The following is a 12,643-nucleotide window of genomic DNA, read 5'->3' as shown; positions in this document are numbered from 1 at the left end:
CTGAGGGGGGAGACGGACCCTGTGCTTCTTTCTGGTCGCAAATACTCCCGCCGGAGGCGCCCGAAAGCAAGGCAGGCGCCACCGATCCGGGTCAGCTGGCGCGTTTCATGCCCATCACCCGCGCGCGCGCGCGCGGGTCGCTGTCAAACAGCGCCGCCAGCTGCTCGGTCATCGCGCCGGCCAGCTGCTCGACATCGGTGATCGTCACCGCGCGCTGGTAATAGCGGGTCACGTCATGGCCGATACCGATGGCCAGCAGTTCGACCTGCTTGCGCTTTTCCACCATGGCGATCACGTCGCGCAGGTGTTTTTCGAGGTAGTTGGCCGGGTTCACACTCAGGGTGGAATCGTCCACCGGCGCCCCGTCCGAGATCACCATCAGGATCTTGCGCTGCTCGCGGCGGCCCAGCATCCGGCGATGCGCCCATTCCAGCGCCTCGCCGTCGATGTTTTCCTTCAAGAGGCCCTCTTTCATCATCAGGCCCAGGTTCTGCCGTGTACGCCGCATCGGCGCGTCGGCGGCCTTGTATATGATGTGGCGCAGGTCATTGAGGCGACCGGGCTGCTGCGGGCGGCCTTCGTTCAGCCAGGCCTCGCGCGCCAGCCCGCCCTTCCAGGCGCGGGTGGTAAAGCCTAGGATCTCGACCTTGACGTTGCAGCGTTCCAGCGTGCGCGCCAGCACATCGGCGCAGATCGCCGCGATCGAGATCGGGCGTCCCCGCATCGAGCCCGAGTTATCCAGCAGCAGCGTCACCACCGTATCGCGGAACTCGGTATCCTTCTCCACTTTGAACGACAGCGGCGTGGTCGGGTTGGCCACAACCCGCGCCAGTCGGCCGGCATCCAGGATACCCTCCTCACGGTCGAACTCCCAGCTGCGGTTCTGCTGTGCCTGAAGGCGGCGCTGCAGCTTGTTGGCAAGGCGCGACACCGCGCCTTTCAGCGGCTCCAGCTGCTGGTCGAGATAGGCGCGCAGCCGTTCCAGCTCGGCCGGTTCAGCCAGCTCTTCGGCGGCGATCTCCTCGTCATGGGTATCCAGATAGACCTTGTAGTTCGGATCGGCCTCCGAGGCGGGCGGCGGCGGGGGCGGCTCCAGCGGGGCCTCGCCATCGGGCATCTCGGTCTCTTCGGCCAGCTCCTCGTCGGCCAGCTCGTCCATCGAGACCTGGGCCTGGCTTTCGTCCTGCTGCTGTTCCTGGCTCTGCTCGGGATCGGCGTCGGCGTCCTGATCGTCCTGATCGTCCTGGCCGGTGCTGTCGGGATCGGGCTGCTCGTCGGCGTCGTCCTCGGCCTGATCCTCCTGATCCTCGTCCATTTCGTCCGGGTCATCGCCCAGCTGGTCGCCATAGCCGAGGTCCTTGATCACCTGGCGGGCGAATTTGGCGAATTCGGCCTGATCTGAGAGGATATCGCTCAGGTTTTCCAGCGTGCCGCCGGCCTGTTCCTCGATAAAGCCGCGCCACAGGTTCATCACATTGGCCGCAGCCGGGGGCAGGTCGCGCCCGGTGGCCAGATGCCGCACCAGATAGCCCGCCGCCACCGGCAGCGGTGCCTCGGAGGGCTGCTTGCACTGGTCATAGCCGCGCCGCAGCGCCTCATGCGTGATCTTCACGTCGATGTTGGACGCGGTGCCGGGCATGTCGCGGGCGCCCATCGCCTCGCAACGGGCGGTCTCCATCGCTTCGTAGAGGTCGCGCGCCATGTCGCCCGGCGGGGCATAGCGGCTGTGGGTGGCGTCGTCGTGATAGCGGCGATAGAGCGCCAGCGCATCCGCCGTGCCGCGCGCCAGCAACACCTCGTCGCGGGTCATCCGGCGGCTGACCTGCGGCAGGCGCATCGCGTCGCCGCTGACACCCGAGGGATCGACCGTATAGCTGACCGACAGATCCGGGTCGTCGGCCATCACCTTGGTCGCCTCGGCCAGCGCCTTCTTGAACGGATCGGCGGGGTTGTCGGTCGGTTTGCTCATGTCACTTCGGTCCTGCAAACAGGCGGTCGCGGCCCATGGTGGGCCGCAAGGCGGATATGGCGGCCGCCCGGATCACCCCAGGCTCGTGCTTGCCGCGCTTTCGGGCAGTTCCTCGTCGAAACAGCGCTGATAGAACTCGGCCACCGTCTGGCGCTCCAGCTCGTCGCATTTGTTGAGGAAGGTCAGCCGGAAGGCATAGCCCACATCGCGGAAGATCTCGGCATTCTGCGCCCAGTTGATCACGGTCCGGGGCGACATCACCGTCGACAGATCGCCGTTCATGAAGGCGGTCCGGGTCAGGTCGGCCACAGTCACCATCTGGCTGACCTGCTTGCGGCCCTTCTCGGTGTTGTAATGCGGCGCCTTGCTGAGCACGATCATCGTTTCGGCGTCATGGCTGAGATAGTTCAGCGTCGCTACCAGCGACCAGCGGTCCATCTGGGCCTGGTTGATCTGCTGGGTGCCGTGATAGAGGCCGGTGGTGTCGCCCAGACCCACCGTGTTGGCGGTGGCGAACAGGCGGAAACAGGGGTTCGGCGTGATGATCTCGTTCTGGTCCAGCAGGGTCAGCTTGCCGTCATGTTCCAGCACCCGCTGGATCACGAACATCACGTCGGCGCGGCCCGCGTCATATTCGTCGAAGACGATGGCCACCGGGTTGCGCAGCGCCCAAGGCAGGATGCCTTCGTGGAACTCGGTCACCTGCTTGCCGTCGCGCAGCTTGATCGCGTCCTTGCCGATCAGGTCGATCCGGCTGATATGGCTGTCGAGGTTGACGCGCACGCAGGGCCAGTTCAGCCGCGCGGCGACCTGTTCGATATGGGTCGATTTGCCGGTGCCGTGATAGCCCTGCACCATGACGCGGCGGTTGTGGCTGAAGCCCGCCAGAATGGCCAGCGTGGTATCGGGATCGAACTTGTAGGTCTGATCGATCTCGGGCACCCGGTCGCTGCGCTCGGCAAAGCCCTTGACCACCATCGGCGTGTCGATGCCAAAGACTTCGCGGACGGAAATCTCCTCGGTGGGTTTTGCGTTCATCGGGATCGTTCCGTCAGCCATACCAATCGTCCTTATCGCCTTGCCGCGCCTCGTCGGGGCGGGCCAATCTTGTCGGGGTGCACCATATCGCCCCCAGCCGCAAGGAAAAGGCGAAAAGCGCCGGGTGGGCGCTTTTTGCCGTCACGATATCGGGGGCATCAGTCGAGCAGTGCCGCGCGCATCCGAATGAGCCCTATCGACGGATTGTCACGGCCGTATCACGCCCCCAACGCGCGGACAGGCGCTGATGGGGCCGGTCGGCGCCGGAGCCGGCGCCTATTTGAAGTTCCGGCTGTCCTTGATCTGGTCCCAGGCCCAGACCACCTCTTGCAACTGCTCTTCCTGGCTGCGGTCGCCGCCGTTCATGTCCGGGTGCAGCACCTTGATGAGCTTCTTGTAGGCCGCGCGCACTTCGGCCTTGGTCCAGCTGTCCTTGGCTTCGAGAATCTCGATGGCGCGGCGCTCGGTCGGCGGCAGGCGGCGGCCGGTATTGACGCGGCCCGGATTCTGGGTGGCGTTGGCCCCCAGAACCTGATGCGGGTCCTCGATGCCCAGCCGTGCCCAGGCCCGCGCCTCGGGGTCGGTCATCGGCCGCGTCTTGCGTTCCCACACCTTGTCCTTGGACATTTGCGCGTTCATCTCGGCCTCGGTGGTGCCGTCGAAGAAGTTCCATTTCTGGTTATATTCGCGCACATGCTGCTGGCAGAACCAGAAATAGTCGTCCAGCACATCGGGGGCCTTGGGCGCGCGGAACTTGCCCGCCTCGGTGCAACCCTCGTGCTCGCAGACCCGGACCGAGGTTTCGGACGCGCCCGACATGCCCCGGCGCCCGCGCGGGTTCTTTTTCTTGGCGGAAGAGACGGACATATCGAATCCGAACGGATCTGATTTGCTCATGACGGGCCCTTTCGGTTGCGGCTTCTCGACTCGGAGGCAGGAGTTTAGTCTAAGTGACGCCAGATAGAAGAGGGCGGCGGCAAGAAAATCGCGGCCGCGCGGAAAAGAGCGCAGATTGCGCGGGAATGTGAGGGCAGACGGGCATGACAATCGCAGAGGAAATGCGCACGCGGTTGCAGGCGGCATTCGCGCCAACCGAGCTGGAGGTGGTGGACGACAGCGAAAGCCATCGCGGCCACGCCGGATTTCGCGAGGGCGGTCAGAGCCATTTCAACATCCGCATCCGTGCCGCCGTCTTTGCCGGGCAAAGCCGGGTGGCGCGGCACCGCGCGGTGCATCAGGCGCTGGGCGATATCGTGCCGCGCATCCATGCGCTGGCACTGGATATCGGCACCTAGTCCTTCTCGGCCTCGGCCTTGGCCTCGGGCTCTGTGCTGGCGGCGTCCGTGGTCTTGGCACCATGCATCGGCGGATCGTTGACCGGCGCCGCGATGGGCGCGGGCGCGCGGCGATCCGCCTCGGACGGGCCGGGTACGGGCCGGGCCAGCGGCGGGCTGTCGGCACTCAGGGGCGCGGTCGCCTCGGCCACGGGCTCTGCCGCGACCTCGGCCTCGGGCAATACTTCGGGACCTGCGGGCAGGGGGCGGCGGAACACCAGCACGTTGCGCCAATTGGTGGTCGAACCGGTCAGGCCCGAACGTTCCTCGCTGGGCAGCAACTCGGCCCGCTGATATTCCCAGCCCTCGGCGGCCATCTGGTTCAGCGCCTGTTCTACCGACAGTGCGAACCGCGCCGGCGCGGTCTTGACGCCCTTGGCCTTGATGCCCTTCTCCGGGGCGGGGACAACCTTGTATTCGTAGCGGATCATGCTCAGAGCCTCTTTAGATCGGGCGCAGACTACTCCAAGCGGAAGCAAAAAGGCCAGAGGTGGCGGCAGGCAGAGCGATGTCCCGCCGGCCCCCCATCCGGGAGGACCAAAGGCGGTGTTCAACGCGCTCTGTCCTGTTTCCCCGGGCTTCGTGTTCCGTCGCCGGTGTCGCCGGTACGCGGTTCGCTCCGCGCCCCGGCCGCCTCTTCGTTCAGATGTGTCAGTCAGACAGTTTCTTGCTGACCAGATCGTTGACCGCCTTGGGGTTGGCCTTGCCGCCGGTGGCCTTCATCACCTGACCGACGAACCAGCCCGCCAGTTTCGGGTTCACCTTGGCCTTTGCCACCTGTGCCGGGTTGGCGGCGATGATCTCGTCCAGCGCGGCCTCGATGGCACCGGTGTCGGTGACCTGTTTCATGCCGCGGGCCTCGACGATCTCGGCCGGGTCACCGCCTTCGGTATAGACGATCTCGAACAGGTCCTTGGCGATCTTGCCCGAAATCGCATCCGACGCGATCAGGTCGATGATGCCGCCCAACTGCGCCGGGCTGACCGGGCTGTCGGTGATGTCGTGGTCTTCTTTCTTCAGCCGTCCGAACAGCTCGTTGATGACCCAGTTGGCCGCCAGCTTGCCGTTGCGGCCCTTGGCCACGTCCTCGAAATAAGCGGCCGATTCCACTTCGGCGGTCAGCACCGAAGCGTCATAATCGGTCAGGCCGAAATCCTTGATAAAGCGCGTCTTCTTGTCGTCCGGCAGTTCCGGCAGGCTGGCCGCGATGTCATCGACCCAGGCCTGCTCGATCTCCAGCGGCAACAGGTCGGGGTCGGGGAAGTAGCGGTAATCATGCGCCTCTTCCTTCGACCGCATCGAGCGGGTCTCGTTCTTGTCGGGGTCATAGAGCCGGGTTTCCTGATCCACCTTGCCACCCGCCTCGACAATGGCGATCTGGCGCCGCGCCTCGTATTCGATGGCCGCCTGGATGAACCGCATCGAGTTCATGTTCTTGATCTCGCAACGCGTGCCGAGGTGCGAAAAGTCCTGTGTTTCCTGATACTTCTCATAGGCGCCCGGGCGGCAGATCGACACGTTCACATCGGCCCGCAGGTTGCCGTTCTGCATGTTGCCGTCGCAGGTGCCCAGATAGCGCAGGATCTGGCGCAGCTTGGCGATATAGGCGGCGGCCTCTTCGGGGCCACGGATATCGGGGCGGCTGACGATCTCCATCAGGCAGACACCGGTGCGGTTGAGGTCGACAAAGGACATGTTCGGATCCATGTCATGGATCGACTTGCCCGCGTCCTGTTCCATGTGGATACGTTCGATCCGGACCCGGCGCGCGGTGCCGTCTCCCATCTCGACCAGCACTTCGCCTTCGCCCACAATAGGATGATAAAGCTGGGAGATCTGGTATCCCTGTGGCAGGTCAGGATAGAAATAGTTCTTGCGGTCAAAGGCCGATTTCAGGTTGATCTCGGCCTTCAGCCCCAGCCCGGTGCGCACCGCCTGTTCGACGCAGAACTCGTTGATGACAGGCAGCATGCCCGGCATCGCTGCATCCACGAAAGAGACGTTGGAATTGGGCTCGGCGCCAAAAGCGGTCGAGGCGCCCGAGAACAGTTTCGCCTGCGACGCGACCTGAGCATGCACCTCCATGCCGATCACCAGTTCCCAGTCGTGCTTGGCACCGGCGATGGTCTTGGGTTTGGGGGTCTCGAAGGTCAGGTCCAGCATGGGTGTGCCTCTTGTCCGCTTGGTACAAACCGCCTTCTAGGCGCGTGCGCGGCGTTGGGCAAGGGGGCAAGGGGAAAGGGGCTTGATCTCAACCATGGTTGAGGCGGCAGGTTGGAGCGAATCCAGAAGGGAGGCACGGAAATGAGGCTGTTTGTGACAGGGGCCAGCGGATTGGTCGGGGGGGCGGTTCTGCGCGCTGGCGTCGCGGCAGGGCACCAGGTGACCGGGCTGGCCCGGTCCGGCCACACGGCCGCGCAGGTCGAGGGTGACGGAGGGCAGGTCTGTCGCGGCGATCTGCGTCAACCCGAGGTCTGGGCGGCAGAGGCGGTGGCGGCGGATGCCATCATCCATGCCGCGGCCTCATTCGGCCCGGATATGGGCGACGTCGACCGCGCCGCGATGGAGGCATTGATAACGGCAGCGTGCCGGGCCGGGCGCCGTCCGCGCCTGATTTATACAGGCGGCATATGGCTTTACGGCGATACCGGCGGGCAGGTCAGGGATGAAACCGCGCCCTTTGACCCTGCCACGCCCTGGGGCTGGATGCTTGATACCGTGGCGATGCTCAAGGCCAGCGATGCCACCGATCTGGCAGTGCTGCATCCGGGTGCGGTCTATGATAGCAACGCGGGTGGCATGCTGGAACGGTTTCACGCGTCCGAGGTCGAGATCCTGGGCGACCCGGCGATCCGCTGGCCACTGGTGCATGCCGATGACCTGGCACAAGCCTATCTGCTGCTGGCGGGGCTGCCGGGGCAGGGCGGAGATTTCCTCGCCACCGCCGAACCGGGCCGCCCGGTGGGCGAGATCGCGCGCGCCGTCGCCGGGCCCGATGCGTCCGTCAGGGTGCTGGACCGGACCGAGGCCTTGGTGCGTTATGGCGACAGCGCCTTGGGGCCGATGCTGGATCAAAGGCTGGCTGCACCGCGCCTGACCGCGCTGGGCTGGCGTCCCCGGTTCGACGATGTCACCCGAAGCGGGGAACCTCAGGCGCCGTGCAGCTGAGGCCCCTCGGGCGTGAAAACGACCCGGTTGCCGTCGCGGATCTCGTCGCGGAACAGATTGGCGATGACCTGCAGGGCATCGGCCCGACCGCGCGCGGCGAACCGGCTGGGTGAACTGACGCGCATGTTGTTGTCGAAGCCATCGGCGGCATGCGCCCAGATCATCGGATGCACTTCGGTCAGGTGGTCGCGGATCAGCCAATCGGCCGCGTTGCAGATACGGATGCGGTTCAGATCCGCTTCTTCATGCAGGCCAAGATTGCCGCGCAGGGTCACCGCGCAATAGGATGCCAGCAGGTTGATGGTCTCTTGCTCGGGGCGGGCGCGCACGATGTCCCGCAACCCGTCGACAAAGAAGTCGACATCGACGCGGGCACAGGCCTCTTCATCCTGGGCGATGGCGTCCAGGCTGACCCAGGTATAACCGCCGGCGCCCCAGATATCCTGTGTCCGCGCGGCGGTCCGGCGGGCCTCCAGTTCCAATTCCGCGTAGGAGCCGAACCAGCGCGGCAACAGGTGGTTGCCCAGCGCGCGCATGTGGCGGGGATTGTACGGGTCGAGATCGATCAGTGCCTCGTAGCAATCCGCCACCCTGCGTTGTGGCGTCCGGCGACCGGCCAGCAAGGCGCAGCAGGCCGATTGCAGGACCGGGCTGTCCATCCTGACGCCGCACCAGGGTGACAGGATCTCGATGGCGCGGTCGAAATGCGCGGCGCATTTCTCGCGGTGGAGTCGGGGCACGATCGTGTCCCATCCGGTGCCGCGCCAGGCCCAGGCCAGGTCGATATGGGTCAGCGCCACGATCAGCGCGATATAGGGATCGTCGGCATGATCCTGACGCATGAATTCCAGCGCCCGGATCCCGTCGATCAACGGGGCCTGATCGGTGCGATGGCTGTCCATCAGCGCCTCTTCGACGGCCAGCACCACGTCGGACCGGGCACCAAAGGCCAGCAGGTCGGCAACCGGGGTCCCGCCCGGCGTGGTTTCGCGAGTGGCATCGGCGGCGCGGATTTCATCCGACAGGTCCTGCCAGCGCTCTTGCCGGGCCAGGAACTGGCCATGAGCGCGCAGCCTGGCGCGGATGTCTTCGTCCTGTCCGTGCTCGGCGATCGGGATCGACAGGAAATCTTCGAGCCGGATCGGAGGGCGCGGTTCTGTCTGAGCCGAGAAGTCGACCGCGCGACCGAACAGCCGCGCGGTCAGGTCAGGCAAGGAACTCAGAACGGTGCGGGATCTTTTCAGCATACTGATTAACGCTTGGCCTGTGTGGTGTCGTATTGGCTTCAGGCTGACGCTGATTTGCGGCACAAAAAAGGCCGGAGCGGGGTGTTTCGGGACAGGTTTTGCGGCGGGCTCGGGGGATTGCGCCCGGACTGGCATCAATCCGCTAACGACCGGCGAAATGATGCCGAACCACGGCCAGTCCACGCGCGGTCAGGATCTCTTCGAACTCACGATGCGGCGGCAGCGACTCTTGTGGCAGCCGTATCTCGTTGCCTGAATGCAGGCACAGCGTGGCGCGGACGCTGAAATCCCAGCGCGTATCCAGCCGTACCTGCGCGATCTCGCTCAGCGCGACAGACCCGTCCAGGCGCCCCGAGAACCAGCTGAGCCGAACGGCGTCCAGATCGAGACCCGCGCGGCGGTCGGTGATGATCTCGGACAACAGCGGCAGCGTCGGCAGCGCGCACAGCGCGATCAGCCACCAGGCGGCTTGAAACAGAAGCATCACTGTCGCAAGCCCCGTCCAGACCGCCAGCAGCAGCACGACATTGCGCGGGCTGCGGGCGTGGCGGACATAACGGAGCGGTTCGGTATGCTCGGGCATTACCGCCCACCGCTGACGTCCAGCGTGGTGCCGGTGATGTAAGAGGCCGCGTCCGAGAGCAGGAACAGCGCCGCCTCGGCCACCTCGGTCACTGTACCGGTCCGCTGCATTGGGACCCCCGGCACCAACCGTTTCGTCCGTTCCGGGTCGCCACCCTTGGCATGGATACCGGTCTCGATCAGACCGGGGCGGAGGGCGTTGACGCGGATGCCCTCGGGCGCGACCTCGTCGGCCAACCCCTTGGTAAATGTGTCGATGGCGGCCTTGGTGGCGGCGTAATCGACATATTGGTTGGCCGAGCCCAGACGCGCAGCGGCAGAGGAAAGATTGACGATGGCGCCGCCCCGACCCTGGGCCTGCATCCGCAGCACGGCCTCTTTGGCGACCAGAATGGCGCCGATCACGTTGACATCGAACATACGCCTCAGCCGCGCATGGGTCAGGTCGGTGACACGGGCGGCGCGGTCGACGATGCCAGCGTTGTTGACCAGCCCGTCGAGGCGGTCAAAGCCCTCATCCACCCGCGCATAGATGCGCCGGATGTCTTCGGGGTCGGCCACGTCGCCGGGGCACAGGATCACAGTAGCGCCCGCATGGCGGGCGGCCTCGGCCACCGACTCGGCCCCGGCCCGGTCCCGCCGGTAGTTGAGCGCGAGGTCATAGCCGCGCGTGGCGGCAAGGCGGGCGATGGCGGCGCCGATCCCGGCGCTGGCCCCGGTGATGAGCAGGGTCCGGCGCATGGCTCAGCTGCCCCGGATGCGGGTCAGCATCTCGGTGGTGTCGCGGCTGAGGTTTGGCTGGGCCAGAATGCGATCCAGCTGGGCGCCGATCAGCAGCTGCCGGTCGTCGTCATACCGTCGCCAGGTCTGATAGGCCGAGCACATCCGCGCGGTGGTCTGCGGGTTTACCGGATCGAGCCGGATCAGCCAGTCCGCCAACAGCTGATATGCCGCGCCCGAGGCATGATGGAAGCCGGCGTGATGCATGGCCAGCGCGCCGAAGACGGCACGGAACCGGTTCGGATTGCGCCAGTTGAACTCGGCATGCGCGCTCAGGCGCCGGGCGGTTTCCGCCGCCTGTTCGGGCGCCGCCAGTGCCACCTGAAGCCCGAACCATTTGTCGATCACCAGCCGATCGCCGCGCCACTGGTCATAAAAGGCGGCCAGTTCGACTTCGCCCTTGCCCGCCTTGAGCAGACAGGACAGCGCCGAAAGTTGCAGCGTCATGTTGTCGGCGCAGGCATAATCCGCCGCCGCCTGCGTACCGCTATCGAGCCGCGACAGCAGTGCCAGCGCGGCGCTGCCCAATGCGCGCTTGCCGGCCTGGTCTGCATCGGGCCGGAACGGTGCCTCGATCTGTGCCTCGGCCCTGAGCCGTGGCAGCAGATCCTGCATATGCTGGGCGGTGGCCTGGCGCAGGGTCTCGGTTGCATCCCAGATCGCCTGCGGATCGGGGATCAGGCCGCGCTGATGCAGGGTGGCGGCCAGTTCCGACTGGCTGGGCAGGCCCAGCATCAGCGCGCGATAGGCCGGGTCCAGCCCATCGTCGCGCAGCACCGCCGTCAACCCGTCCAGATAGGCGGTATCGGGCGCGGCGTCCTCGGTGATCATGTCGAGCAGGCATTGCCCGGCCAGCGCACGGCCCGCTTCCCAACGGTTGAAGGGATCGGTGTCATGGGCCAGCAGAAAGGCGCGCTGCTCGGGCGAGAGGTCATGGTCCAGAACCACCGGCGCCGAGAAATCGCGCAGCACCGAGGCCACTGGACGTGCCGCCAGCCCGTCAAACGAGAAGCTCTGCCGCGCCTGCGTCAGTTCCAGCACCTCGGTGGCGCGCACCTCGTCGCCATTGGGGTTGAGCAGTCCGACGGCAACCGGGATCACCTGTGGCAGCTTGTCGGGCTGGCCGGGCGTGGCGGGGGTCTCTTGCGACAGGGTCAGGGTAAAGGTGCCGTCCTGCCACGCCTCCTCGACCGTCAGGCGCGGGGTGCCGGCCTGGCTGTACCAGCGCTTGAACTGCGACAGGTCGTGCCCCGTGACATCCTCGAACACCTTGAGCCAGTCCTCGATGGTGCAGGCCTGCCCGTCATGGCGGGCGAAATAGAGGTCCAGCGCCTCGGCATAGGCGGCATCGCCCACCAGCCGTTTCAGCATGCCGATCACCTCGGCACCCTTTTCATAGACGGTGGCGGTGTAGAAGTTGTTGATCTCCTGAAAGCTCTCGGGCCGCACCGGATGGCTGAGCGGGCCCTGATCCTCGGGGAACTGGCGGGCGCGCAGGTCGATCACGTCGCGGATGCGCTTGACGGGCGCGCTGCGCAGGTCCGAGGTGAACTGGGCGTCGCGGAACACGGTCAGCCCTTCCTTGAGGCAGAGCTGGAACCAGTCGCGGCAGGTGATGCGGTTGCCGGTCCAGTTGTGGAAATACTCATGCGCGATGATCGCCTCGATCCGTTCGAAATTGTCGTCGGTCGAGGTCTCGGGGCTGGCCAGCACGGCGGCCGAATTGAAGATGTTCAGCCCCTTGTTCTCCATCGCGCCCATGTTGAAATCGTCGACCGCGACGATGTTGAACACGTCCAGATCGTATTCACGGCCATAGACCTCTTCATCCCAGCGCATGGATTTCTTCAGCGCCTCCATGCCAAAGGCGCATTTGCCCTCGTCTCCGGGACGGACCCAGAGGTTCAGATCCACTTCGCGGCCCGAAACGGTGGTGAACGTGTCGGAATGAGCCACCAGGTCCCCCGCCACCAGTGCAAAGAGATAGGCCGGTTTTGGCCATGGGTCATGCCATTCTGCAAAGCCCTCGCCGCTATCCACCGGGTTGCCATTGGACAAGAGCACCGGATGCGTGCCGTTGATACGCACGGTAAAGGTGCTCATGACATCGGGGCGGTCGGGGTAATAGGTGATCTTGCGAAAGCCTTCGGCCTCGCATTGGGTACAGTACATCCCGTTCGAGAGATAAAGCCCTTCGAGCGCGGTATTGGCGGCAGGGGCGATCTGGACCTCGGCTTCCCAGACAAAGGGCGCATCGGGAACGGTGCAGGTCAGACCCTCGTCGGTGATCTCGGGCGCGATCTCGGCACCGTCGATGGCGGCGCGCAGCAGGCGCAGTTCCTCGCCATGCAGAAAGAACCGGCGGTCGGTCGTCTCGGGATTGGGGCGAAAGGCGATGCGCGAGGTGACGCGGGTTGCGTCGGGCGCCAGGTCAAAGGTCAGGCGCACCTCGTCCACCAGATAGCCGAACGGGGTGTAATCCTTGAGGTGGATGGTTTTGGGGGCGGCGTCGCGCATGGGAACCT

11 protein-coding genes are annotated in these 12,643 nt (G+C 65.5%); 2 read left to right on the top strand and 9 right to left on the bottom strand.

Annotated features, from left to right (window positions below; translation table 11 throughout):
* Positions 1–91 precede the first annotated feature (91 nt).
* The 3 genes from cobT to AC2FLM_RS03955 all read right to left on the bottom strand — a co-directional run bounded on the left by cobT (position 92) and on the right by AC2FLM_RS03955 (position 3,904).
* Positions 92–1,969, bottom strand: a complete 1,878-nt coding sequence (gene cobT / locus AC2FLM_RS03965; protein WP_234219374.1) for a cobaltochelatase subunit CobT — start codon at positions 1,967–1,969, stop codon at positions 92–94.
* Between the two features lie 72 nt (positions 1,970–2,041).
* Positions 2,042–3,028 carry a cobaltochelatase subunit CobS gene (gene cobS / locus AC2FLM_RS03960; protein ID WP_234138904.1) on the bottom strand — a complete coding sequence of 329 codons (987 nt, stop codon included), beginning with the start codon at positions 3,026–3,028 and terminating at the stop codon, positions 2,042–2,044.
* 255 nt (positions 3,029–3,283) lie between these two features.
* Positions 3,284–3,904, bottom strand: a complete 621-nt coding sequence (locus AC2FLM_RS03955; protein WP_234138905.1) for a J domain-containing protein — start codon at positions 3,902–3,904, stop codon at positions 3,284–3,286.
* 143 nt (positions 3,905–4,047) lie between these two features.
* Here AC2FLM_RS03955 and AC2FLM_RS03950 point away from each other — a divergent pair, with 143 nt between their 5' ends.
* On the top strand, positions 4,048–4,302 hold the full coding sequence (locus AC2FLM_RS03950) for a BolA family protein (protein ID WP_234219375.1): 255 nt from the start codon (positions 4,048–4,050) through the stop codon (positions 4,300–4,302).
* Here AC2FLM_RS03950 and AC2FLM_RS03945 read toward each other — a convergent pair.
* Together AC2FLM_RS03945 and gatB are read right to left on the bottom strand one after the other, a co-directional pair.
* Positions 4,299–4,772, bottom strand: coding sequence for a DUF4177 domain-containing protein (locus AC2FLM_RS03945; RefSeq protein WP_496855937.1), 474 nt, complete (start codon positions 4,770–4,772; stop codon positions 4,299–4,301). The genes AC2FLM_RS03950 and AC2FLM_RS03945 overlap by 4 nt on opposite strands.
* A 220-nt stretch (positions 4,773–4,992) precedes the next feature.
* Positions 4,993–6,504: an Asp-tRNA(Asn)/Glu-tRNA(Gln) amidotransferase subunit GatB gene (gatB, locus tag AC2FLM_RS03940; RefSeq protein ID WP_496855935.1), complete on the bottom strand. Its 1,512-nt coding sequence runs from the start codon at positions 6,502–6,504 to the stop codon at positions 4,993–4,995.
* Between the two features lie 141 nt (positions 6,505–6,645).
* On the opposite strand from gatB, the gene AC2FLM_RS03935 reads away from it, so the two are divergent.
* A complete protein-coding gene (locus tag AC2FLM_RS03935; protein WP_496855933.1) occupies positions 6,646–7,509 on the top strand; it encodes an NAD-dependent epimerase/dehydratase family protein in 864 nt (287 codons plus the stop codon).
* Here the strand turns inward: AC2FLM_RS03935 and AC2FLM_RS03930 are convergent.
* The 4 genes from AC2FLM_RS03930 to pepN all read right to left on the bottom strand — a co-directional run bounded on the left by AC2FLM_RS03930 (position 7,491) and on the right by pepN (position 12,635).
* The gene (locus AC2FLM_RS03930) at positions 7,491–8,756 is read right to left on the bottom strand and encodes a hypothetical protein (RefSeq protein ID WP_496855931.1); all 1,266 of its coding nucleotides are present in this window, start codon (positions 8,754–8,756) and stop codon (positions 7,491–7,493) included. The genes AC2FLM_RS03935 and AC2FLM_RS03930 overlap by 19 nt on opposite strands.
* Before the next feature lie 142 nt (positions 8,757–8,898).
* Complete coding sequence (locus AC2FLM_RS03925; RefSeq protein WP_496855929.1) at positions 8,899–9,339, bottom strand: hypothetical protein; 441 nt, start codon at positions 9,337–9,339, stop codon at positions 8,899–8,901.
* Positions 9,339–10,079, bottom strand: coding sequence for an SDR family oxidoreductase (locus AC2FLM_RS03920; protein ID WP_496855927.1), 741 nt, complete (start codon positions 10,077–10,079; stop codon positions 9,339–9,341). The genes AC2FLM_RS03925 and AC2FLM_RS03920 overlap by 1 nt, the downstream gene beginning before the upstream one ends.
* Positions 10,080–10,082: 3 nt before the next feature.
* Positions 10,083–12,635, bottom strand: coding sequence for an aminopeptidase N (gene pepN / locus AC2FLM_RS03915; protein ID WP_496855925.1), 2,553 nt, complete (start codon positions 12,633–12,635; stop codon positions 10,083–10,085).
* Between the last annotated feature and the right edge of the window lie 8 nt (positions 12,636–12,643).

This window comes from Ruegeria sp. SAZD011 (assembly GCF_059612545.1).
This window is presented reverse-complemented; position numbering and strand designations above follow the sequence as displayed.